Origin of the sequence: Enterococcus sp. AZ163 (genome assembly GCF_050498925.1) — a bacterium.
Taxonomy (GTDB): domain Bacteria; phylum Bacillota; class Bacilli; order Lactobacillales; family Enterococcaceae; genus Enterococcus_A; species Enterococcus_A ferrettii.
On sequence record NZ_JBIPAO010000001.1, the window covers coordinates 574,568 to 596,336 of the forward strand.

The following is a 21,769-nucleotide window of genomic DNA, read 5'->3' on the forward strand; positions in this document are numbered from 1 at the left end:
TCGAGGTGAGCCAATGACTCTAAATAAGTCAGAAATATACAATGAATTAGAAAAAAGAAATACAGACTCATCAAAATTCTACATTGAAAATATTAAAATGATATATGACATGAGTAGTAATTTGTTAGGGAGGCTCCAAAATATTTTTCCAAATTACACATTGCATGACATAACCCACTCTGAAAATGTATTAGAAATAATGGATTCATTGGTAGATAAGTATTCAGAGCTAAGTGATTTAGAACTAACATTGTTAATAGCTTCTGCTTTGACTCATGATCTTGGGATGTTTGCAAGCGATGAAGAAATTGCTTCTATAAAAAATGGCGAGTTGATCATTGGTACTAGAAAATTTGATAAGGTTTTGGAAAGACTACAAGACGAAGGTTCTGCACTGGAAGAGTGTTTAAGGCCTGAGCACGCAAAACGTTCAAGAGACATAATAACTGAACATTTAAGTAAAGAAAATAAGAAGATTTTCTCTGTTCACCATACAGAACATAACTTTTTAGACCTATTAAGTCTTATTAATGAAGCGCACAATGAAAGTCTTGAGTGGATCAAAGATAAGTTGACAAATAGACAGATGATAGGGAAAGAAATAATAAATGGTCAATACATTGCCACAATTTTAAGGTTAGCTGATTTACTGGATATAGACGATAGGAGAGCACCTGTTATTATTCAGAATTTATTGAATCTTCCTAGAAGAAGCATTACTGAATGGCGCAAACATCATATAATTACCAATCATAAAAAAGTTGAGCTGAATACTCGAACAAATAAATATCGCATTTTTTTTGACGGTCATACTGATGACGCCGACTTATACAGGCAAATACTCTCCTACATTAATTATGTAGAAGAGCAGCTAGAGCTTTCGATTGAATTTTGTTCGAGGATGTTTGCAGAAGAAAAGTACCAATTGAATTTTGATCAAAGAATAAGAAATGCGATAAAAACTGATGGCTTCAATGTAGCTGATTTCAAACTCAAATTAGATTATAAAGCTGTGACTGAACTGCTTATGGGCGAGAACATATACGGAAGTAAAGAGTATGGCATTAGAGAATTATTACAAAATTCGTTTGATGCCTGTAGAGTTGCTGAATCTTATTATAATGGAAATTCTTACGATGATTATCAGCCAAAGATCACCATTTTTTGGGATGAAGATATACAAAAGTTTACTCTTCGTGATAATGGTTCCGGAATGAGTGAGGATATAATTAAAAACTATTTCTTAAACATAGGTGTATCGTATTATAAATCTGATGATTTTTTTTACTCAGATACTGGTGTAAAACCCATTGGTAATTATGGCATTGGTTTCTTAGCATGTTTCATGCTCTCTGAAAACGTCAAAATCATAAGTAACTATATCTATAAAAACCAAACTATTGAAATATCCCTCAATAGAAATAGTGAATATATTGAGTTAACTAGAACGGAGTCTCCAAAGAATCACGGAACAGAAATAATCTTAGACTTAGATCAAGTCAAGACTGTCTTCCCTACTCTAAAGTCACTTGAAGATTTTATAACAGAAAACTTTTTAAGAACTAACATCATAATAATTTGTAATGTCCTTGATGGGAAGGAACATCGCATTTTTGAAATAGAATGTCCAGAAATGATTAAAGCCTCTGATAAGACTAAATTAAGTAGCTATTCAAATCTAAGTAACTATCTTACTGATATTTCTCTACATGTTAAGTTTAAATCATCTGCACCCAAAGTATTCACTTCACTAAAAGAACTTCACGATGAAACTTGCTATGTGGTAAAAAATGACATAAATGGCGACATTCATCTAAGTGTAGTCGATGAAAATACAAGTGCATTGGATATTCTTGAAAATGGAACAATAAATTTTATCGAGGTACCTCTTATCACAGGCACCAATATGGAAGAAGCTTTAATATATTCTGACGATGATTTTGAGAACGCTCTTACTCATGTAGAACATGAAACAATTAAAATATTTTATCATCCAGATCGCTTTGATATTAATCCCTTGGTTGAAGATATGGATGAATATATCCTTGAATCAACAGAACTATATCAACATATATCATATATCGATATACAAAACATTTGTGGTATTTCCAGTGAATATAGTGACTCAATTACGATATCAAAAAGAAAATATAATGTTGTTTATTCTGAGGATGGACGATTCATACGGTTTATTAATGAATCTGATAATTATGAAGATATGGTAAGCTATCAATTCCCTAAAATATTCCGTAATAAAGACTTGCGATTTTATGTAAAAAATATCTTAATAAAAAATTTTGGCTTTAAACTTTTTCCAGTTATCTTTGGGATTGACATTGAAGACATCGCTATTAATAGCTACAACGACATAATTATTCCAAATATTTCTAGAAATAATTTTAACGCCACTTTACACCGTGAAATTTCATATGCATTATCTAAAGCAATAAATCTATATTCGATAAAGACATCTAACGACAGAAATCTTGAGGTCTTTGATTTATATTATAAAAAATTCTTTGATTCAGAATCTGAGCTTTTAGAAGAACAATATTTACAGTGATGATACTGGTCTTAGTTTTAAGTAAAAATGCAAATTTTCTTTAGATAGTTAAGGGGGAGATGTACTTTGAAAGTCGTTTCTATTTTAGTATTTTATCTAGTCTTTATCTTAATTCTTTCAATAGTGATTAAGAGGATGTGGAATATTGGCCTAAATACTTTTTTTAAACTGAATGAACCAATGATCAGTTTTATTACTAAATCTTTTGTTGGTATTATGACACTATGTGTTGCAATTGCAGCAAATGATATTTCTGAAAAAAAGACAGAAAGAGATTTACTTGAGACTGCTCCATATTTCAACATTAGAGAAACTAATAAATTTGATAAACAAGACCATAGTGAAGCTTATGTGCTGGAAAATTCCAAAGGGTTAGCTTCTTACGTTTCTTTTAGACGAGAAGAAATCTACTATTTTTCATACATGAATAACAGTGTTAGTGTTAATCTGATAAATTACAATAATGGAGATCTGGAAACTTTTAAACCCTCTTCCAACCAATGGTTTTATGTGCCAACTGCTCAAAATATTGAGTCACAAGACGTTAGACAAATTCTTGAGGAGTCATTTAAAGAGAAAACTGGTCAAACAATCAATGTTCTTTCTGATAGCTATTATAAAGTTGATTTTGCTGACTACAAAAATGAACAATTTACCTTTTATTTCTCCTATTATGACGGAGATACAAAATTGGCTTTTACAGATATAGAAGAGTATCAAAAGCGTATATCAACTTATGGAGATGACCCTTTAATGATGGGAGTTCCTCTGATACCTTCTCCTGAATATGAAAAACAAGTTGAAAGTATTGTTAATGATGTAATTGAGTATTATAAGCAACCCTCTTAAAACTATAGCATTAAATGAGCAAACATTCGTTTGTAAGATTTGAGAAAATATGCATATATAATTATCTTACTTTCAATAATCATCAGTTTTTTAGGTTCCTTGGTTTTTTCTTCTTATTAATTATCGAAAATTAAGAGTCCAGAGTAAGCTTTTAAAACCCGTGATTTCTGGATTTGTTGTATTGCTAGAGCTACTGTAATTTCAATTGATTATAATGTCGAGCACCAGTACCATACTTAAGTTGAAAATTAAACATACCTGACCAGTACATTCTCTTTGGCTTATATTTTTCCATATTGAATATAACTACTTATAGATAAAACAGCATACTAAAATGTATGCTGTTCGTTTACCAAATAGTAACTACCTATGGATACCTCGAAATATTTTCAGGTGTCGGATTATCTTCATACCATTCCTCAAAATTTAGTTGCGAATATTGAACGTCATATACTCTGTGTATCCACGAGTTGAACGTTTCTGTTCCTCGACTACTTTCTTCAAATAATTCAAACCAACTAGGGGTTGAAAGAACTTGATAATTTAAATTACCTAAGTCAACATAAGTATCATCAGGATTTTTACGATACCAAGTTGCAAAGTCATCTGTAGTATCTTGCCTCTCATAAATATTAATAATGAAATCATCAAAAGGACACGAGAATCTGTTGTCCTGATAAACATGCTCCCAAAAATCATTCGCAGCAATAGTGCTCCGATCAATCTGATCAGGCTCTTGTTTTGCGTTGATAATAATATTATCTTCTGAATCACTTTGACTGCTGCTTATGAATGTTTTGTTACTGGAAGAATTGGAAAATTCTCTTTCCAGGTTTGTGTTTTCTCTGTCATCAATACGATTATTACAAGCTGTGAGAGCTATCAAAAGTAGCAAAGAAATAAAAAATCTTTTCATATTCATTCTCCCTAATTGCTATTCTTTCATCATAAACTTAGAACTATAAAAAACTACATACATTAAGTCATAACATCTATAAAATTTTATTGTGATTGCATTCTCAGAAGAGTATACCTAAACTCTTGGAAAAATTTTTCCTGACCATTATACAAGTAGTGGAATTTACACTTGTTCCCACTGCCCTGTTTGTACGTCTTATTTTCATGATACACTTTTAGCACCAAAAATAGAGGATATATGCTATAATGAGTACGAAAAGGGAAGTTGCGTCAACAACCTCCCTTTAGACAGCACCGTTAAAGACGGTGGCAGAAAACTAAATCTTTAAATTCAAAAAATAGTCGGCTCCGCTAAAGTGACGGCTATTTTTTGTCGTTGTTTAGCAACTTAACAATCAAGCTAACCAAGGCAATGGTAAACATACCAAAGCCTAGAATGACCTGAATTGTCTCATATGCTGACAAAAGGCTGCTCCTTTCTTCAGATTTTCGGAGTATGTTCATACGAACCACCTCACTTCCGAAAAGATAGCCACCGTCATTAAAATAATTCCTTTACTGTCCAATGATTATTATATCATTACTCAATTCACATTTCTCTCAAATGTTGCAACATATGATTACGCTATCAACATGGATACTACTGATAAACAATCATAACCAAAAAAAATAACCACCTAATCACTTCTTCGCTGAGTTTTTAGGTGGTCAAGCTATAAAATTATTTGTAGCCACCATTCTGAAACGGGTCTACACTCGAGGAGTTGTTGTCGCAACTCCTCTTTTCGTTTGTATTATACCATGTTAATGTCTCCAGTAGAAAATTAGTGTATTTTTGTTTAATCTAGTTTGCTGCTAAAGCAGTGATTCCATAATTCTCACATCTCACAGCATCATTATAGTTAACTCAACTACCATTCAACAAAACATCAAACTTCTATACCTCACTCACCCTCATACAAATAACAAGCAACCCTATGTCCCGAAGACACCTCCAAAAACTCCGGTGCCTCCTCAACACATTTATCCATCGCAAAAGGACATCTGTTGTAGAATGCACAGCCCTTAAAATCACTTGTTCTAACTGGCTGTTCTCCACTAAAGTCAGGGGTTTCCTCTTTTCGAATATAAGGATCTGGCACAGAAGCAAACAGCCCCTTGGTATAAGGATGAAGAGGATTGTTAAAGAGTTCGTCAGTGTCGGCTTCTTCTACTAAAGTCCCAAGATACATTACTCCGATTCGATCGGAGATATAGCGAATTACTCCGATATCATGAGAAATAAAGAGTAAGCTTAAGTTTAGATCCTGCTGTAATTCCATCAAAGTATTTAAGATTTGTGCCTGAATGGAAACATCCAGCGCAGATACTGGTTCGTCACAGATAATCAATCGCGGTTTGATCACTAGGGCACTGGCAATTCCCAATCGTTGGACTTGTCCACCGGATAATTCATGAGGGAATCTGAAATAATGATATTCAGACAAACCAACTTTCTCCAAAACTTCAACCACTTGATCTCGCCGTTCAGCAGCATCCGATACGCCATGTACTTTCAAAATATCCTCGAGAATACTGCCGATTCTTTGTCTTGGATTTAGTGCTGACAAGGTATTCTGAAAGACCATCTGTAAATCTTTTCTCAATGGGAAAAATTCTTTGTCATTAAGTGTGCCTAGGTCTTTTCCTTCATAAATGATCGAACCGTTGCTGGGCTTTTCCAGCCCAACAATCATTCGCCCGGTCGTTGTTTTTCCGCAGCCTGATTCACCTACTAGTCCGTAGGTTTCACCTTCTTTTATGTGGAAGGATAAGTTATCCACTGCCAGCATTTGTTCTTTCGGACCAAAAAGGGCAGCCTTTTGTCTTCGTACAGGAAATGATTTTTGAAGGTTTTTAATCTCTACTAAATGATTATCCATCACTACCCCTCCCCTACATTAGCAGCTTCGTCATATCTCCAGCACTTTACAAAGTGATCTGGCCGCGCTTCGATCATCGGCGGTTGTTCTTGGAAGCAACGTTCATCGGCATATTTGCAGCGGGTACAAAAGTGACAGCCTTTTGGTATCTCTGAAAGTGACGGAACCGTTCCTGGTATGGTTGGAAGAGGTTCTCCACGTTTTGTTTCCAGATGAGGAATACATGAAATTAGGCCCTCTGTATAAGGATGCAAGGGTTCTGCAAATAGTTCTTCTGTTGCGGCATCCTCGACAATTTGCCCTAGATACATTACTTTAATCCGATGGCAGAGCTCGGACACAACCCCCATATCGTGGGTAATAAAAAGTACCGACATTCCCAGATTTTCGTTCAACTCTTTAATTAACCGCAGAATTTGTTCTTGGATCGTTACATCCAAGGCAGTCGTTGGTTCGTCTGCAATCAACAACTTTGGTTCGCAGGCAAGGGCCATGGCAATCATTACTCGTTGCTGCATGCCGCCGGACAACTCAAAGGGATATTTTTTTAAACAGGCTGCCGGATCAGGAATCCCAGTTAAATTTAGCATTTCAATACTGCGCTTTTTGGCTTCATCCTTGGATACCTGCTTATGCAGCGTAATCACTTCACTTAACTGCTTTTCAACCGTATGCACCGGACTTAATGAGTTCAATGGATCTTGAAAAATAATGGAGATGTCGTTTCCACGAATCTCTCTAAGCTGAGACAGTGAGTTCTGCAATAAATCATTGCCTTCAAAGAGAATCTCGCCTTCATATTGTACTGCTGTATCATGATCTCTCAGCCGCAAAATCGATTGGGACATCACACTTTTTCCTGAACCTGATTCGCCAACGATGCCAATAATCTCTCCAGCATGAATCGTTAAATCCACTTCATCTACTGCTGGAAGCCACTTTTTATGAATCGGGAACTTTACTTTGAGTTGCTTGATTTCTAGTATTTTAGTTGCTTTATCAGCTGGCTTATTCACTATTTTTTGTTCCCTCCTTTTACCCTTGGATCAAGGTAATCTCTAATCCCATCACCTAGAAGGTTTAGGCTCAGCACACAAATGATGACTGCCAATCCTGGAGCAATCATAGTCCAAGGAGCTTTGGAGAAGACCAGCTTGCTATCCTGTAACATATTGCCCCAGCTTGCCGCAGGTGCTGGTATACCTGCCCCTAAGAAGCTTAGTGAGGCTTCGGCAATGATCGCTTGAGCAAAAATGAAGGAAGCTTGAACTGTCAGCGGCGAAATAACCCCTGGCAAAATTAGTTTCCATAGAATTTTAAAATTGCTGAAGCCTTGTACCTTAGCGGCCTCTATATAGGGCTGTTCTTTAATAACCAGCGCGCTGGCTCGAACGGTACGAGCGACACTTGGTGTATATACGATGGTCAGTGCCCAGACCACATTCCAGCTTGAGGTGCCGAAAGTCGTAATCAGAGAAATGGCCAACAGAATCCCGGGAATCGCAATCAGCGCATCGCAAATTCTCATCAGAATATGATCCAACAGCTTAAAGTAGCTGGCATATATTCCAATAATCGTGCCAATCACACAAGAAAATACTGCTACAGAACCTCCTACCCACAGGGAAACTCTGGCTCCATACATTAAGCGGATCAAAATATCTCTACCGAATTCATCCGTACCAAATCTATGAGCAGCGCTGGGAGCATTAAAACGTTCCGTCACTGCCATGGCATTAGGATCGGTCGTATTAATGATGGGAATAATCATCGCCGCTGCAAAAATGGCCGCAAAACCAATCAGTCCAATGATGAGAGCTGGATTCGTGAGTAATTTTTCCTTGCGAAGTTGCTTTTGTTCCTTAACAATCGCTATACCTGCTTCAGACATACTTTTTCTTGTTAAAAACATGCTCTCACCTCCTACTTCCGTCCCGGCTGCAGCCTTGGATCAACAAATCCATACAGCACATCGACGATCAAATTAACGAATACATATAATAAAGTCACAAATAAAACGACTCCTTGGATCACAAAGACATCCCGACGATTGATGGCAGACATTGTGAGCATTCCCAGTCCTGGAATATTAAAAAGGGTTTCTGTAACGATTGTTCCAGTTATTAGACTGCCGAAAGACTGTCCGATCGCTGTCAAGATGACAGGCGCCGCATTCTTCAATCCATAGGTTAAGATGACCCGCTTCTCTTTTAATCCCTTTGCACGAGCAGTTTGAATAAAACTCTTATGTAGGACCTCTAGCAACGAGGATCTTATCATCCGGGTTAGATACGCTGCTTGCACGATACCAAGTGATAAAGCTGGAAGAAATAAGTATTTCAAGTGCTCGCCAATTCCTGCCGAAAGATCCGCATAACCCGCAACTGGAAACCACTGATTGTACACACTAAAGGCCAGCATTAAAAACATACTCAGCAAAAATCCGGGCAGAGCTGAACCTAAAAGCGACACAGATACTGAGACCACATCTATGACCGTTCCCCGTTTATAAGCAGCCAATATTCCAAGAGGCATGGCAATGATAACGGCTAAAATTTGAGCAAAAATAGCTAAACTAAGTGTTGGTCCAAAATATTCGCCAATTGCAGAAAGTACCGATTGCCGTAAAAAGAACGATTCGCCCCAATTCCCTTGCACAATGCCTCCTAACCAATCCACGTATTGAACGAGGAATGGCCGATCAAAGCCCATCTGTGCATTCATTTGACTAATCTGTTCAGGACTCGCTTCCATCCCTAGAATGGCCGTAGCGGGCCCACCTGGTATGAGATAAACGATCAGAAAGGCAATAATTGATACGATAAACAAGACCGGAATCAATGACAATATTCGTTTTACTATATAAGAAACCATAATGTGCTCCTATCTATACTTCTGTTAAAAAACGGCGAGCCGCCGTAGCAGCTCACCGCGTCGATCGCTTATTCTGAGACTGTTGCATTCCAGAAGATTGGGAATCTCATATATTCGTAGCCGTCTACATTATTGCTAACCGCATTCACCCCAGTGAAGTGACCAAGGACAGTTGCGCCGCCATATTCATAGATAAACCCTTGTAGATCATCCCATGCTGCTTTTGCTTCCTCTTGGGAATTGGCTGAGCGCATTGCTTTAATTCCGTCAGTAACCTCTGGTCGGTCCATCCCAGCCCACGTCTTGTCTAGTACCGTTAATTGAATCGGAAGAACATTGTAGCTGTTGCTGGTGATAAACATACTGCATTGGTTAGGATCTGCTCGGTGCTCCATAAATGTACTGAAGTCATAGCTTTCAACTTCGGCATTGATTCCCACTTTTTTAAGCTGCTCTTGTACGACTAGTGTAGCATTGTACATTTCTGGATAGTCTGGTGTCGTTACAAGTACCAATTTTTCATTGTTGTATCCAGCTTTTTTCAATAGCTCTTTTGCTTTATCCGGGTCATTTTGATTGTAGTATTCTTTCCCTGCTTCGCTTCCCCATTGGGTATCCTCTGGATTAAACCAGCCTGGATTTTCTTCAAAGAGCTTCTTGTTTCCATAGCTGGCAAGCAAAATATCATCCATATTAAGTGCTGCCAATACAGCCTGTCTCATATCTTGTTTTTCCATGATTCCTACTGTAGTGTTAAGGAACAGGTTCAGAGTTCCGCCTTTAGTAACATCTAGTTTTAGGTTAGATGCTTTTTCTAACTCTTCATAATTATCTTGAGGAACTTCCTCTACAATGTCATACTGTCCGTTCTTAGCACCGGCAATTCGCGTTGATGCATCGGTTACAATGTCAAAAACAAGCTTATCGGTAGCTGCTGTCTTTTTGCCAGCTAAACCAGTAGTTGCATTCTCTCTGACTTTGTAATCATCAAATTTTTCCAATTCAATGTATTGATCCTGCTTCCAGTCGGCTAATTTATAAGGACCGGTTCCAATGTATTCACTGATACCTTTTTCGCCTGCTTTTTCTACGATTTCGGCAGGGTAAATAGCCGCAAACATAATTGGATTCGCAAGCACAGTAATCACATCCGATGACGCTTCATTGGCAGTCATCTTCACTGTGTAATCATCTACTTTTTCAAATGTCGATCCACCAATCAAGGTGCTTGCTTTTTGTGAGTCTTTCACCCAACGACTTAGTGATGCCACTACATCATCCGCAGTCATTTCTTTGCCATTATGGAATTTAACACCCTTCAAAAGTTTGATCGTGTACACTTTGCCATCCTCGCTTACTTCATACGAATCAGCAAGTACTGGCTGGGGTTCAAAATTCCCATCCATCGCAAATAACGGTTCAAAAATGTGGTACCCGATTTGGGCTGTAATATTAGAGTTTGCGATCTGAGCATCTAAAGAAGGTGGATTCGCAGACACGGCAATACGAAGCTCGTCTTTTTTAGCAGACGCTGCATCTTTGCTGCCATCGGTTTTATCCCCTCCAGAACCACCACAACCGGCTAATAGTACAAGCATACAAAATGATACAGCTAAATATTTCCAAACTGACTTTTTCAACACTAACATCTCCTCTGATTTTTCATTCTTAGTAAAGTAATTTAAAAGATTGGTTGATTACAAAAAAACAACTCTGACTGAAGCATAGTATATTGATTCACAAGAATATCTACTTTTCTAAGAGCCTATTGGCGCACGAAAAAAGCATCCCAAAAATCAACAGCATGCTTTCTCATCTATTCTCAATAACCAGTCAGTGGACGAAGCCGTTCAGTAGAAACGGTTTTCGAACACATCAAAAAAAGCCAGCATTCACGGAACGTCACCAAAAACAAGACATTAGAAAAAATGGGCGCAAGAAATCCCCCGAGAATAACGGTTTATCTATCGGATAGAATAAAATGAGAAAATGCTTCTTTACATACTGACTTAGAGCACGCTAAGATTTCAGTGCTTGTTCAGCAATAACGAATGGTTTTATTGAAATCAACGTTCAAGATCATTTTCTCACCTCATATCTTCATGTTTTTATCAGCGTTTTTTAATGAAAATAAAACGCTTTCGACTACCAAAAAGATTAGCATTCATGTTCAGTAGTTGTCAAGAAGATATTGACTGATTGAATGCTCAAAAATAACGAAAGAATAACCAAGGGATAGTCACAAAAAACATCTTAAAAAGTCCTCTAAACACCCTTTCAACATCCGTGAGCTAAAAAAACCTTTTGATGAGCACTAACCGCGAGCAATACAGAGAAACTGCCTATCAAGAAATGCAGCAACGTTCTTTGGCAGTTGCCTAAAAGGGAGGTGCTGTTAGACCTGTATCCGCTCAGCTTATTTCGTACTATCTTTATGACATGTTACTTTAACAAATCTTTTATAATAAAGCGATACTTTTCATACGACCTACTTTTTCCGATAACGTGCATAATAACTTTTAGCTTTTTCCTGATGAATCTGGAAAATGATTCCATAAAAATGTGTTTCCGAAGTTGCGGTCTCACTTAAGTGCTGCAGCAAGGTTTTCATTTTAGGCTGATAAACCGGATAATCTACATAAAGCTGCAACAGATTCTCACTGAACTTCAACTGGATCAATAAATGCAGGTTATCTGACTGCTGGATCGTTTGCTGGTACTCATTGAAAACTGTTTGAGCAGTTGGAACATCATTGGTGATTAACAAGCTTTGGACTCTGTTGAAATACAAATCGCCCATTTCCTCATAGTAAACTTTGCTGTCAAATGACTGATATTTCTCCAATTCCTGCCCAATCCGCTGGCAGATCGCGGCAGCTTTTTCTTTGTCCTTTTCAGAAAGTGACAACAATACCAGCTTGCTCAGCTTGATTTCTTTCATTGTCCACATCTTGGCATTTTCTAATTCAGCCAGAATTTCATTAAAGGGTTCTCGGGAAAATTTGTAAAAATTGGTGTTGGTAATTAGTACTAAGAGGTAGGCCTGAAGCGCTAAATAGCGCAGCTCGATCGCTTGGTGCTGCTTATGTTCTTCGTAAATATCATAAAGTGCCTCAAATTTGCCGTTTTTATAAAGCCGATCAATTTTATCTTCTAAAACTTTCGCTTCATCTTCTTGTGATTGCTTCTTGAAATACTCGAATTCTTGATAGGTAATCCCCAAATTTTTGATGAACCCTTCAAACTTAGTAATTTCCACAGAATATTTTCCTGCCTCAAAATCACTATAGAAGGTTTTTGAAACGATGCCGGTATAAACTTCTTTTTGCGTAAATCCTTTTGCTTTCCGAATTTGCTTGATGATTTCGCCGTACATAACTATCTCCATTTCATAATTCCTGTATACAGGAATTATAGCGGAATTTCACTAAGAAGCCCATGCTATAGTGTAAAAAACGAATTACAGGAGGAACAAAATGAGTAAAACATATTTTAAATTGGTAGGTTTAGCAATCGGATTAACACTGGTTATCAGCTTGTTTTCAGCAACAAGTGTGATTTTAGCAATGGATACTAACGGAATTATTCTGTCTCAAATAGCGGCGTTTGCATTGTACGCTCTCTTTTTAATTTTTTATATGAAAAAGAAAGAGCTTAGCTTGAAACCGTTTGGCTTTAAAAAAGGGACTGTGCCCATCTATTGGATAGGCTTCATCGCACTGATCGTATTTATTCAACCAGTGATTTTGGGCTTCAATCGTTCCTTATCGGCTTCAACAATTTTATTGATTGGGCTTCAGATGCTTTTGGTAGGTTTTGTAGAAGAAACACTTTTTCGGGGAATCTTTTTCTATTTTTTGAAAGACAAAAGTCCAACGTTTTACTTGCTGTTTTCTAGCAGTATCTTCGGTATTTTGCATATCGCTAGCGGATTGAATCCAGATACAGCATCGATATTGATTATTCTGCAAATCATTAATGCTTTATTATTAGGTGGTGTATTTTCGCTTATGTATTATTCAACTGGCTCACTTTATTTAGTCATCGGTTTCCATGCAGCATTCAATATCTTGGCCTCATTATCTATGAGCGGTTCTTTACAGCAAAACATCTGGGCAGTCTCTCTTTTATCTGTTTGCTACATGGTCTTTTTGATTGTTTTCCCTAAACGTCAATTACGCAGGAAAGCGGCTGTTTAGTTAAAGGTCTGTTAGGTGAAAATAGATCTTTATAGTTGATAAGTTATTTCTAAAAAAAGATTAATTCAAAAAAAAAGCTTTAAAACGCCGTTCACCTACCAGACACGTTTTAAAGCTTTTTGATTATAACCCTGACCAAGCTTTCGGCATATGTATCACAGAGAGCAAGTCCAATAACACTTTGGGAGTAGAAAATCCATTTCTAATCGTAAATCTACTAACTGCTGATTGAAATTCTTTCTCGTAATCATAAAAGAACTCCCCCTCAAGAGCACTCATTTTGATTCTTTCTAAAATACTACATAGTACTATATCTTTCTGGGTATCAGAATCTTCCAAAGCTGTTTTAGTTAGTGTCAAAACATTACTCATTACTAAAGTGAGCAACATTTTTTCACGATACTCACCTTTCTATTATTCCTTTACCATCCAAACAAGTAAGGAAGAAACATCAGTGAATTATTCAAGCAATGGATAAGAATAACAATCTCAATCCTTTTCGTTCTTTGATAGATTATCCCCAGTACTAAACCACCTGATGCATAAATAAGTAAGCTGACTAAATCAGTTGGTTGATGGAACAGACCGAAAAGCAAACTACTAACTACTATCCCCACCTTATAATTAGCAGAAAAATAGTAATGAATCAGAAACCCTCGAAAGATAAATTCTTCCATAATCGGACCCACAATTGCGATCAGTAAAAATTGAAGCCAAACGGGATGAGCAGCATAAGCACTTTCCACCAGCTGCTGATTATGAGTCGTTGTCTCCCCCAGTAGAAACAGAAGTGCCCCACCGGCTGCTTTTACGAGGATAAAAATCAGAAACCCGATTAGGACTAGCTTTATATCAGACAAATGAACTCGCCAATCTCTGAGCTGAAAAATTCCAAGACTTTGGCATACGAGGATCATTATCCATAGAAGTGAAGCAGCGATTAGCGGTACCAGCAAATCCTTAAGAGTTGTTTTTGCGCGTAAAGCAACCATATCCGGCACCTGTGAAATAATCACCATCCCGAAAAAAGTGACTATTCCTGTGGCGTATTTCTGAATCTTTTGGTATAAAATTGTGCCTCACCTTTCTTCCCTCTTTACTGAGTTAGACCGTCCATTAATCCCTGTAAAAAGCTGGTAGCAACAGAGCTGGTGACAATTTCTATAATGATGATACAAATAATAGCGGCGATAAGCAGCCAGCGATAATTTCGTGGCAGAGTCTGCTTTTTATTGTTGATATAGACAATTAATCCAATCAGTACAATCAATAGCAGAATTCTCAATAAAAACATCTGAATTCCTCCTCTCTATCTTTTAGCCATTCATGTCTAAGAGCTATAGTAAAACAAGCAAGTTGTTTATAACATGCGCAGCAATAGAATATTCCAGTCGATCACTGGCGTAATAAATCCAGCAAAAGGCTATTGATGGACCTAAGTAGATCAGTACTTGGCCTAGACTAGTTGGGCGATGAAGCGCAGTAAATAGGACAACACTTACTAAAAAGCCCAGTGGTTTATGCTGCTTAAATATGTATCCCATGATGAATCCTCGAGCAGCCAACTCTTCTAAAATAGGACCGCTGATTACGGCAAATAGTGTAAAAATTACTTTGGGCATTTCTCCTAACAATCCTTGAATTGCCTCTTCATTGTCTGGTGTTGTGTAACCAGCCCAATACGCCAGAAGACCAAAAAGAATCTTTAACCCTACTGCTAAAAAAGTATAATAAAGCAGCTGCTTCAAGCGAATCCCTCTAATAGTTAATTTTATAGCTGTTATCTGTTCAAAAAAATAGATCGCCAAGTAGAGATTTATTAGAATCACAGCAGCAAAGAATGAGCTAAGTCCATAGGTAAAGCTGTAGCCCATTTTAGTAATAAAAAGATAAATCCAAATTTGGGGAATAAGTGCAAAAAGAAACTGGATGATAACGAATAGATAGCGGCTTTTTTTCATTGGTTTTCTCTTTCTAAACGCTCGTCCTGCTCAAACTCTAGACAGACAACGGAGAGCTTGGGGAATTGTCTGCCTAGGGTTTAAGTATGTGGGGAAGCGAAAATTATTTAAAAATACTCCAGATTTCAAATCCTTTTCTTACGATCGTGCCTACTGTTTTTCCAATCTTGTAACCCGTCTTATCGTATTGACCGCCACCAGTAATTGCTTGAAGATCCTTTTCATTAAGTACTTGATAGTTCATCTCTTCTTCACTCCTTTTTTGATTTAATTACTTGTTGGGAAACTTAACCGACTAAGCCGTCCCACAATCCTTTGTAATAGCTGCCCATGTAGCTAACAAAGTTTTTCCAGGTTCTTTTTCCACCGACAGTTGCTCGTAATTGCACAGCAGATAATTGTGTATACTTGTCCATATTCTCACCTCCCCTTATCTGGTACCTCCATCGTACTTCTTTTCTTTTGAAGCTTGAGAAAAACATCCTGAACCTATATTTTTTCATCCTAAACGATTATTTTCTGCTTCATCAAACGTTCAAGACAACATTTGGCTACCTTCAGGACATATTTTTATATACAGGAATGCTTTATGACATACTAATTTCAATCAATGAAAGGAGTGAGCTTATGAACGTTCAACAATTATCGGAAAAGCAACTAAAGCAAGTACAAGGGGGAAACCGTGGACAATTCGGTAAAAGCTCGGGTAATCCTGCACAATGTTTATGGTCATTTTTTAGAAAGTGTTAGATTTTACTGCCTCTGATATACTCATATTCAAGAGGTGAATCAAATGGTACAAATTGATACGAAAGCGTACATTTTACGGATGTTTTTATCTTCGTTCTATTTTTATGGCATCTTTTTCAGCCTATATCGTGGAATACCCCTTAGGAAAAAGATGATCTTGTTACTGGTTCTTTTGCCAATTACCTTTTTAGTAGAAGTATTCAGTGATTTTTCTGATGTACTAACAATCGTTGGATGCTACTACCTGCTAAAATCGAAGAACAAAACAAACTATATTCTTTTGAATACAATCATTTTGAGTATGCTGCTCAGCTACTTTGTTCCACTCCTAGTTTCTGCTGGAATAATTCCATTCATTTCGTTTTCAGGAGTAAAGGGCTGGACATTGGTGATAGGAGAGATTTTTCTTGATATTCTTGCCTTACTAGTGCTTCTCTTTGCCCTTTACCGCTTTTCAGCAGAACGATTGCTCAAGAAATACAGTTCTCAGTTTTCTTCCATTCTCTTAGGGTATTTATTTTTAGTAGCTTTACTGATTACTTACGCCGCTCATTATTATGAAGCCTTTGATCGGTTTGTTGTCGGTTTGGTCATTTTCTTAGTGGTTCAGACCATTTTCCTGCTTATTGTTTTTGCTCGCGAAACAGCTCGCCAAAAGGAAACCTTCGAGCAGCAATTATTCAAGCAGCAGCTAACCGATCTTAAGGAATACGCCGATCAATTAGAAGAAAATCAGCAAAAAATGCGCAAGTTTCAGCATGACTATAAAAATCTAATCTTGAGCTTGAAAGAATCTTCTGTCGCAAGTCAGGACACGGAGCTGCTGCAACAAGTAATTAGCTTGGAGAATTATTCGGATAAGTATTTTGCTTCAATTGCTTGGTCCTATAATGACTTGAAAAACGTAAAAAACACGTATCTGAAGAGTCTGCTAATTAGTAAACTGTCGGTCATTCAAGAGCATCAGATTGCTTGTACTTTGGAATGTCGACAAGAGATTGAAGAGCTGCCGATTCCAGTATTTGATTTTATTCGTATTCTAGGAATTACACTGGACAATGCGATTGAAGCGGCCCGAGGGCTTGAAAAACCTGCGCTTTCCATTTTGCTTTACCAGGACAATCAGCAGCTGGAATGTTTGGTACAGAATACGTATCAGGAATCCGATGCAAGTATTCCTCAGCTGATGCAGCCTGGATTTTCTTCCAAGCAAGATCATTTAGGCTTAGGGCTCTCAAACATCCAAGAACTTAAAACAAAGTATCCAAACTTATACGTGCAGTATGAAAAGGATGAACATACCTTCTCAACTCAAATTATTACCGTTTTTGAAAGGAAGTAGCTGCATGAGCTATCCAATTATTATTTGTGAGGATCAACTGATTCAGCTGCAGCAGCTGGATACGATCATCCAAAACTATTTGTTGTTTCACAATGATCCCTTTGAGGTAGTCTTAAAGACTCAGAATCCGCTGGAGGTAAAGAAATACCTGCAGCAATTTCAACCAAAAAACGGGGTTTATTTTTTAGATATCGATTTGAACCATACGATTGATGGCATCGACTTGGCCGAAACCATTCGTAATGCTGATGCACAGGCGAAAATTATTTTTATTACAACTCACGAGGAGCTGGCTCCCCTTACTTTAAAAAGGCGAGTGGAGGCATTAGGCTTCATTACTAAGGACCAACCATTGGAGGATTATCGGACGGAGATTATGGAGCTGTTGTCAGTAGCTCAAGAGCGAATTGCGACAGCTAAGAATGATCAGGGTCAGAATTTTACCTTTTCTATTGGTACTCAGACCTTCAACCTTAATTTGGCTGAGGTTTTGTTCCTAGAGCCTTCAACTATTCCTCATCGTGTGGTTTTGTACACTGTGAATGGCCACTATGAATTCTACGGCAAGCTGCAGGATTTGGAGAAAGCTTATCCCGCATTGTTTCGTGCCAGCCGTTCTTGTTTGGTGAATTTAACAAAGGCTCGAGAAATAGATTTTGCTAACCGTACAATTCATTTCAATGCTGAGTTAAGCCGTACCTTTGCTTTAGGTAAAGCTAAGAAGCTAAAGGAACGGTTAGAAAAAATGAAGTAACTTATTGAAGGGAGTAAGCCTTGTTCAAATGACTGCTATCTCATTTATTCCTCAACAGGATGAAAAGGATTGTGGCGTTGCTTGCATCGCTATGATTCTAAAGCAATACAAAACCGAAATACCGATCCATAAGCTGCGGGAGCTGTCGGGAACCGATTTAGAAGGAACCTCCGCCTTTGGCTTGAAAAAGTGCATTGAGCAGCTGAATTTCGACTGCCAAGCGATTCAAGCTGATCAAGGCGTGTGGCAGGAAAAAGAGCTGCCTTTTCCCTTAATTGCTCATGTGATTATTGATGATACATATATGCACTATGTTGTCGTATACGGCGTAAAAGGGGATACCTTACTCATTGCTGATCCTGGTCAAGGAAAGCTTAAAAAGAAGATTACCGATTTCGACCATGAGTGGACTGGAGTACTTTTGCTAATGACTCCAGCAGCAGAGTATCAGCCGAGCAAAGAAAAAGTCGCTGGCCTGACCTCTTTTCTCCCGGTTTTGTGGCAGCAAAGAGGACTTATTTTTCATATTGTTCTAGCAGCCTTATTTATTACCTTGTTTGGTATTGCCAGCTCTTATTATTTTCAAGGAATACTTGATTTCTTTATTCCGAATCAAGCAATGTCTACCTTAAATATCGTCTCAGCAGGATTAATCGCTGTGTACTTGTTTAAAGTATTGTTTGAGTACAGCCGTAATTATCTGTTGGTGATTTTAGGGCAGCGAATGAGTATGGCAGTTATGCTCCGCTATTTTAAGCATGTGCTGACTTTACCGATGAGTTTTTTTGCTACTCGGAAATCAGGGGAAATTATTTCTCGCTTTTTAGATGCAAATAAAATTATCGATGCGCTTGCCAGTGCCACATTATCAGTATTTTTGGATATCGGGATGGTTTTCATTGTAGGAACGACCTTAGCGATTCAAAACGGACCGCTTTTTTTGATAACCTTGGCCTCTCTTCCTTTTTATTTGGCTGCGATCTTAGCCTTTGTCCACAGCTACGAGAAGGCGAATCAGGCAGAAATGTCGGCTGGTGCAGTTTTGAATTCCAGTATTATTGAAAGTTTAAAGGGGATTGAAACGATTAAAGCCTACAACGGCGAAGAAAAAGTCTATAATCGGGTGGATCGGGAGTTTATCCAATTGATGAAGTCCTCCTTTAAGACGGTCACTTTAGATAATGTTCAACAAGGAATCAAGCAAGCCATCCAGTTGGTGAGCAGTGCCTTGATTTTGTGGCTAGGGTCTTACTACGTTATCGATGGCTCAATTAGTATTGGTCAGTTGATTACATACAACGCACTACTGGTCTTTTTTACTGATCCGCTGCAAAATATCATTAATCTGCAGGTGAAAATGCAAACAGCTCAGGTTGCCAACAAACGGTTGAACGAAATCTTTGCTATTTCTTCTGAAAAGGAAGAACAAGGTGCTGCGAAACACTTCTCTTCTACTATCTTCCAGCAAGGAATTCAGCTAGACCAGCTTTCTTTCTCCTACACGATGAAGCTGCCTACCTTAATAGATATTACCTGCACTATTCCACCCAATAGTAAAATTGCGATTGTTGGTGTCAGCGGTTCAGGAAAATCAACCTTAGCGAAGCTGCTGGTTAATTTCTATGCTCCTAGTGAGGGGCAGATTCGTTTTGGCAACGTCAATATTCTGGATATTCAGTCGCAAGAACTACGGCAGCGAGTGACCTACGTTCCCCAGGAGTCTTTTTTCTTCAGCGGAACAATCCTGGAAAATCTTACCTTTGGCTTAGCATCTTTGCCGCCTTTTGAGCGAATTTTAGCAGTATGTGAGCAGGTCCAGCTCACTTCCTTTATCGATCAGCAGCCTTTACGCTTTGAGACTCTATTAGAGGAAGGCGGCGCGAACTTATCTGGTGGCCAACGCCAACGTTTAGCGATTGCTCGAGCACTGCTGCAGGATGCAGATATTCTGATTTTAGATGAAGCCACCAGCGGATTGGACACCTTATTAGAGCATGCTATTATGCAAAGCTTACTGCAGCTGGAGGATAAAACAATTCTATTCATTGCCCATCACCTATCCTTAGCTAAAGCCTGTGAACAAATCCTGGTTATGCATAAAGGACGGCTGGTGGAACAAGGAACCCATGAAGAATTACGCTGCAATCATGGAATGTATCAAGGCTTGTGGGAAATATAGGAGGACTCTGTGATGCAAAACAATCAATGGTTGGATCATTCCACCGTCTATGCCCAACACCACTCTACCTTCTATCGCTGGGTTCTCTATCCAGTAATTGGGGTCTTAGTATTAGGCAGCTTGTTTTTGTTTCTTGGCAAGACCGAGGTAGTCATCCGCACCAAGGCTCGGATTACCTCCTTAGAAACAAAGAAGCTGCAAACACCAATAAATGCAAAAATAAAAGAAAATCATTTAGCTGAAAATAAAGAAGTCAAAAAAGGCGAGCTGCTGCTGTCCTTTGATATAACCGGGATCGAGATCGAAAAACAGCAGCTGGAGCAGCAAAATACTTCCTTACAGGAGCAGCAGCAAGCGATTTACACCTTTATTGACAGTCTGAATCAGGAAAAAAATCTATTTACGGCAGAAGATTCTTACGGTTATGCCAATCGGGTAAATGCCTATTTAGCAGCAAAGGAAGAAATTCAGGAAAGCAATCAACAGCTGCGAACCAATCAGCAGCAGCAACAGGATGCCTTCAACAAAACCAATACTCAGTTGACGGATCAATTGGCTAAACGACAAGCTGAACAAAGCCAATGGCAGCAGGTTCGATCTGCTTGGGCCGGCCAGCAAGCTTTGGCAGGCTTTCCTTCAGACATCACGTCTAAATATCAGACTTGGCAGGCACAGCTGGCTGCTAGTCCTGATGAACAAAAGGAAGAGCAGAAGGCCAATATCTTAAGCACAATCGATACACAGCTAAGTCAGCTCAAAAATGAAATCGAACAGCTGCAGCTAGAACAAGGAAAGTTAGCAGCACCTCCATCGGCTGAACACGAGATCAATGGACAAGCCACTAAGAATACCCAAAGCAAAGAGCAGGCTATCTCTGAGACAAAGCAAAAACTATCAGAAATTACCGAAACAATTGCTCACAACAACAGCAGCCTGCAATCCCTAAACGAGCAATTAAAAAACAGTCAATTGCTGGCTCCCTCAGATGGTGTTCTTCACTTAAACGAAGAAAGTAAAAATATCTCTGAGCTGCCAAAGGGAAGTCTGGTGGCAGAGCTGTACCCAAATCAGCCAAAAGACTCGATGGCTTTTACTGCTCAAATTCCTGCGAACCAAATGAGTCATGTCAAAATAGGGATGCCTGTTCACTTTAAGTTAGATAAAAAAGGGGTTTCTGAAAAAAGTATCGATGGCACACTAACGCGAATTGCGGAAACCAGCGATCTGACAAAAGACGGCGCCTTCTATCAGGTGGAGGGACAACTCTCCATCGAAGATCAGGCAATCACTCGTTATGGATTGACTGGCGACCTGTCCTTAGTTGTCGGCAAGAAAAGTTATTGGCAGAAGATAAAAGATATCTTGTTAAATCAAGAGTAAGTGTCTTTTTATGGAGGGAGATCGGCTTTATTGGCCGGTCTCATTTTTTGTGGGGTCATAATCGGAACATGGAAATTG

The 21,769-nt window shown here is 38.4% G+C and carries 22 protein-coding genes; 8 read left to right on the forward strand and 14 right to left on the reverse strand.

The annotated features are described in order from the left end of the window. The first annotated feature begins 13 nt into the window (after positions 1–13). Positions 14–2,563, forward strand: coding sequence for an HD domain-containing protein (locus tag IGI46_RS02875; RefSeq protein WP_429972818.1), 2,550 nt, complete (start codon positions 14–16; stop codon positions 2,561–2,563). Between the two features lie 66 nt (positions 2,564–2,629). Beyond that, positions 2,630–3,412 (forward strand): hypothetical protein, encoded by a 783-nt coding sequence (locus IGI46_RS02880; protein ID WP_429972819.1) that lies wholly within the window; start codon positions 2,630–2,632, stop codon positions 3,410–3,412. A gap of 367 nt (positions 3,413–3,779) precedes the next feature. On the opposite strand, the gene IGI46_RS02885 is transcribed toward IGI46_RS02880, so the two are convergent. From IGI46_RS02885 to IGI46_RS02920, 8 genes are all read right to left on the reverse strand, one after another. Then, on the reverse strand, positions 3,780–4,328 hold the full coding sequence (locus tag IGI46_RS02885) for a hypothetical protein (protein ID WP_429972820.1): 549 nt from the start codon (positions 4,326–4,328) through the stop codon (positions 3,780–3,782). A 365-nt stretch (positions 4,329–4,693) separates the two neighbouring features. Beyond that, positions 4,694–4,834: a type I toxin-antitoxin system toxin PepG1 gene (gene pepG1 / locus IGI46_RS02890; RefSeq protein ID WP_429964808.1), complete on the reverse strand. Its 141-nt coding sequence runs from the start codon at positions 4,832–4,834 to the stop codon at positions 4,694–4,696. Positions 4,835–5,274: 440 nt separating this feature from the next. Beyond that, positions 5,275–6,252: an ABC transporter ATP-binding protein gene (locus IGI46_RS02895; RefSeq protein WP_429964809.1), complete on the reverse strand. Its 978-nt coding sequence runs from the start codon at positions 6,250–6,252 to the stop codon at positions 5,275–5,277. A gap of 2 nt (positions 6,253–6,254) precedes the next feature. After that, positions 6,255–7,268 carry an ABC transporter ATP-binding protein gene (locus IGI46_RS02900; protein WP_429972821.1) on the reverse strand — a complete coding sequence of 338 codons (1,014 nt, stop codon included), beginning with the start codon at positions 7,266–7,268 and terminating at the stop codon, positions 6,255–6,257. Continuing rightward, a complete protein-coding gene (locus tag IGI46_RS02905; RefSeq protein ID WP_429972822.1) occupies positions 7,268–8,164 on the reverse strand; it encodes an ABC transporter permease in 897 nt (298 codons plus the stop codon). The genes IGI46_RS02900 and IGI46_RS02905 overlap by 1 nt, the downstream gene beginning before the upstream one ends. Before the next feature lie 11 nt (positions 8,165–8,175). Next, positions 8,176–9,126, reverse strand: a complete 951-nt coding sequence (locus IGI46_RS02910; protein ID WP_429972823.1) for an ABC transporter permease — start codon at positions 9,124–9,126, stop codon at positions 8,176–8,178. 68 nt (positions 9,127–9,194) lie between these two features. Then, positions 9,195–10,775, reverse strand: a complete 1,581-nt coding sequence (locus IGI46_RS02915; protein ID WP_429972824.1) for an ABC transporter substrate-binding protein — start codon at positions 10,773–10,775, stop codon at positions 9,195–9,197. An 839-nt stretch (positions 10,776–11,614) separates the two neighbouring features. Continuing rightward, positions 11,615–12,514, reverse strand: a complete 900-nt coding sequence (locus tag IGI46_RS02920) for a helix-turn-helix domain-containing protein (RefSeq protein ID WP_429972825.1) — start codon at positions 12,512–12,514, stop codon at positions 11,615–11,617. Between the two features lie 88 nt (positions 12,515–12,602). On the opposite strand from IGI46_RS02920, the gene IGI46_RS02925 reads away from it, so the two are divergent. Next, positions 12,603–13,325, forward strand: a complete 723-nt coding sequence (locus IGI46_RS02925; protein ID WP_429972826.1) for a CPBP family intramembrane glutamic endopeptidase — start codon at positions 12,603–12,605, stop codon at positions 13,323–13,325. A 123-nt stretch (positions 13,326–13,448) separates the two neighbouring features. Here the strand turns inward: IGI46_RS02925 and IGI46_RS02930 are convergent, their stop codons facing one another. The 6 genes from IGI46_RS02930 to IGI46_RS02955 all read right to left on the reverse strand — a co-directional run bounded on the left by IGI46_RS02930 (position 13,449) and on the right by IGI46_RS02955 (position 15,702). Further along, positions 13,449–13,697, reverse strand: coding sequence for a bacteriocin immunity protein (locus tag IGI46_RS02930; RefSeq protein WP_429972827.1), 249 nt, complete (start codon positions 13,695–13,697; stop codon positions 13,449–13,451). 50 nt (positions 13,698–13,747) lie between these two features. After that, on the reverse strand, positions 13,748–14,344 hold the full coding sequence (locus IGI46_RS02935; protein ID WP_429972828.1) for a CPBP family intramembrane glutamic endopeptidase: 597 nt from the start codon (positions 14,342–14,344) through the stop codon (positions 13,748–13,750). A 77-nt stretch (positions 14,345–14,421) separates the two neighbouring features. Next, positions 14,422–14,619: a hypothetical protein gene (locus IGI46_RS02940; protein ID WP_010758551.1), complete on the reverse strand. Its 198-nt coding sequence runs from the start codon at positions 14,617–14,619 to the stop codon at positions 14,422–14,424. A gap of 43 nt (positions 14,620–14,662) precedes the next feature. Further along, the gene (locus IGI46_RS02945) at positions 14,663–15,286 is read right to left on the reverse strand and encodes a CPBP family intramembrane glutamic endopeptidase (protein ID WP_429972829.1); all 624 of its coding nucleotides are present in this window, start codon (positions 15,284–15,286) and stop codon (positions 14,663–14,665) included. 103 nt (positions 15,287–15,389) lie between these two features. Beyond that, on the reverse strand, positions 15,390–15,530 hold the full coding sequence (locus tag IGI46_RS02950) for a bacteriocin (protein ID WP_010758553.1): 141 nt from the start codon (positions 15,528–15,530) through the stop codon (positions 15,390–15,392). A 43-nt stretch (positions 15,531–15,573) separates the two neighbouring features. Beyond that, positions 15,574–15,702, reverse strand: a complete 129-nt coding sequence (locus IGI46_RS02955) for a hypothetical protein (RefSeq protein WP_010758554.1) — start codon at positions 15,700–15,702, stop codon at positions 15,574–15,576. Between the two features lie 211 nt (positions 15,703–15,913). Here IGI46_RS02955 and IGI46_RS02960 point away from each other — a divergent pair, with 211 nt between their 5' ends. Genes IGI46_RS02960 through IGI46_RS02980 form a run of 5 tightly spaced genes read left to right on the forward strand, consistent with a single transcriptional unit; the run spans position 15,914 to position 21,691 of the window. After that, positions 15,914–16,036: an EntF family bacteriocin induction factor gene (locus tag IGI46_RS02960; protein ID WP_207700656.1), complete on the forward strand. Its 123-nt coding sequence runs from the start codon at positions 15,914–15,916 to the stop codon at positions 16,034–16,036. A 43-nt stretch (positions 16,037–16,079) separates the two neighbouring features. After that, on the forward strand, positions 16,080–17,378 hold the full coding sequence (locus tag IGI46_RS02965; protein WP_429972830.1) for a sensor histidine kinase: 1,299 nt from the start codon (positions 16,080–16,082) through the stop codon (positions 17,376–17,378). Positions 17,379–17,382: 4 nt separating this feature from the next. Then, on the forward strand, positions 17,383–18,132 hold the full coding sequence (locus IGI46_RS02970) for a response regulator transcription factor (protein ID WP_207700658.1): 750 nt from the start codon (positions 17,383–17,385) through the stop codon (positions 18,130–18,132). Between the two features lie 28 nt (positions 18,133–18,160). Continuing rightward, positions 18,161–20,311 carry a peptide cleavage/export ABC transporter gene (locus IGI46_RS02975; RefSeq protein ID WP_429972831.1) on the forward strand — a complete coding sequence of 717 codons (2,151 nt, stop codon included), beginning with the start codon at positions 18,161–18,163 and terminating at the stop codon, positions 20,309–20,311. Positions 20,312–20,323: 12 nt separating this feature from the next. After that, positions 20,324–21,691 (forward strand): bacteriocin secretion accessory protein, encoded by a 1,368-nt coding sequence (locus IGI46_RS02980; RefSeq protein ID WP_429972832.1) that lies wholly within the window; start codon positions 20,324–20,326, stop codon positions 21,689–21,691. The last annotated feature ends 78 nt before the right edge of the window (positions 21,692–21,769 follow it).

What these genes read in the sequence shown, in the direction of transcription:
- IGI46_RS02955 (WP_010758554.1), bottom strand. Translation starts at nt 15,702, where the DNA reads ATGGACAAGTATACACAATTATCTGCTGTGCAATTACGAGCAACTGTC.
- IGI46_RS02980 (WP_429972832.1), top strand. Translation starts at nt 20,324, where the DNA reads ATGCAAAACAATCAATGGTTGGATCATTCCACCGTCTATGCCCAACAC.
- IGI46_RS02960 (WP_207700656.1), top strand. Translation starts at nt 15,914, where the DNA reads ATGAACGTTCAACAATTATCGGAAAAGCAACTAAAGCAAGTACAAGGG.
- IGI46_RS02965 (WP_429972830.1), top strand. Translation starts at nt 16,080, where the DNA reads ATGGTACAAATTGATACGAAAGCGTACATTTTACGGATGTTTTTATCT.
- IGI46_RS02945 (WP_429972829.1), bottom strand. Translation starts at nt 15,286, where the DNA reads ATGAAAAAAAGCCGCTATCTATTCGTTATCATCCAGTTTCTTTTTGCA.
- IGI46_RS02935 (WP_429972828.1), bottom strand. Translation starts at nt 14,344, where the DNA reads ATGGTGATTATTTCACAGGTGCCGGATATGGTTGCTTTACGCGCAAAA.
- IGI46_RS02875 (WP_429972818.1), top strand. Translation starts at nt 14, where the DNA reads ATGACTCTAAATAAGTCAGAAATATACAATGAATTAGAAAAAAGAAAT.
- IGI46_RS02885 (WP_429972820.1), bottom strand. Translation starts at nt 4,328, where the DNA reads ATGAAAAGATTTTTTATTTCTTTGCTACTTTTGATAGCTCTCACAGCT.
- IGI46_RS02930 (WP_429972827.1), bottom strand. Translation starts at nt 13,697, where the DNA reads ATGAGTAATGTTTTGACACTAACTAAAACAGCTTTGGAAGATTCTGAT.
- IGI46_RS02920 (WP_429972825.1), bottom strand. Translation starts at nt 12,514, where the DNA reads ATGGAGATAGTTATGTACGGCGAAATCATCAAGCAAATTCGGAAAGCA.
- IGI46_RS02905 (WP_429972822.1), bottom strand. Translation starts at nt 8,164, where the DNA reads ATGTTTTTAACAAGAAAAAGTATGTCTGAAGCAGGTATAGCGATTGTT.
- pepG1 (WP_429964808.1), bottom strand. Translation starts at nt 4,834, where the DNA reads ATGAACATACTCCGAAAATCTGAAGAAAGGAGCAGCCTTTTGTCAGCA.
- IGI46_RS02975 (WP_429972831.1), top strand. Translation starts at nt 18,161, where the DNA reads ATGACTGCTATCTCATTTATTCCTCAACAGGATGAAAAGGATTGTGGC.
- IGI46_RS02915 (WP_429972824.1), bottom strand. Translation starts at nt 10,775, where the DNA reads ATGTTAGTGTTGAAAAAGTCAGTTTGGAAATATTTAGCTGTATCATTT.
- IGI46_RS02910 (WP_429972823.1), bottom strand. Translation starts at nt 9,126, where the DNA reads ATGGTTTCTTATATAGTAAAACGAATATTGTCATTGATTCCGGTCTTG.
- IGI46_RS02950 (WP_010758553.1), bottom strand. Translation starts at nt 15,530, where the DNA reads ATGAACTATCAAGTACTTAATGAAAAGGATCTTCAAGCAATTACTGGT.
- IGI46_RS02940 (WP_010758551.1), bottom strand. Translation starts at nt 14,619, where the DNA reads ATGTTTTTATTGAGAATTCTGCTATTGATTGTACTGATTGGATTAATT.
- IGI46_RS02925 (WP_429972826.1), top strand. Translation starts at nt 12,603, where the DNA reads ATGAGTAAAACATATTTTAAATTGGTAGGTTTAGCAATCGGATTAACA.
- IGI46_RS02970 (WP_207700658.1), top strand. Translation starts at nt 17,383, where the DNA reads ATGAGCTATCCAATTATTATTTGTGAGGATCAACTGATTCAGCTGCAG.
- IGI46_RS02895 (WP_429964809.1), bottom strand. Translation starts at nt 6,252, where the DNA reads ATGGATAATCATTTAGTAGAGATTAAAAACCTTCAAAAATCATTTCCT.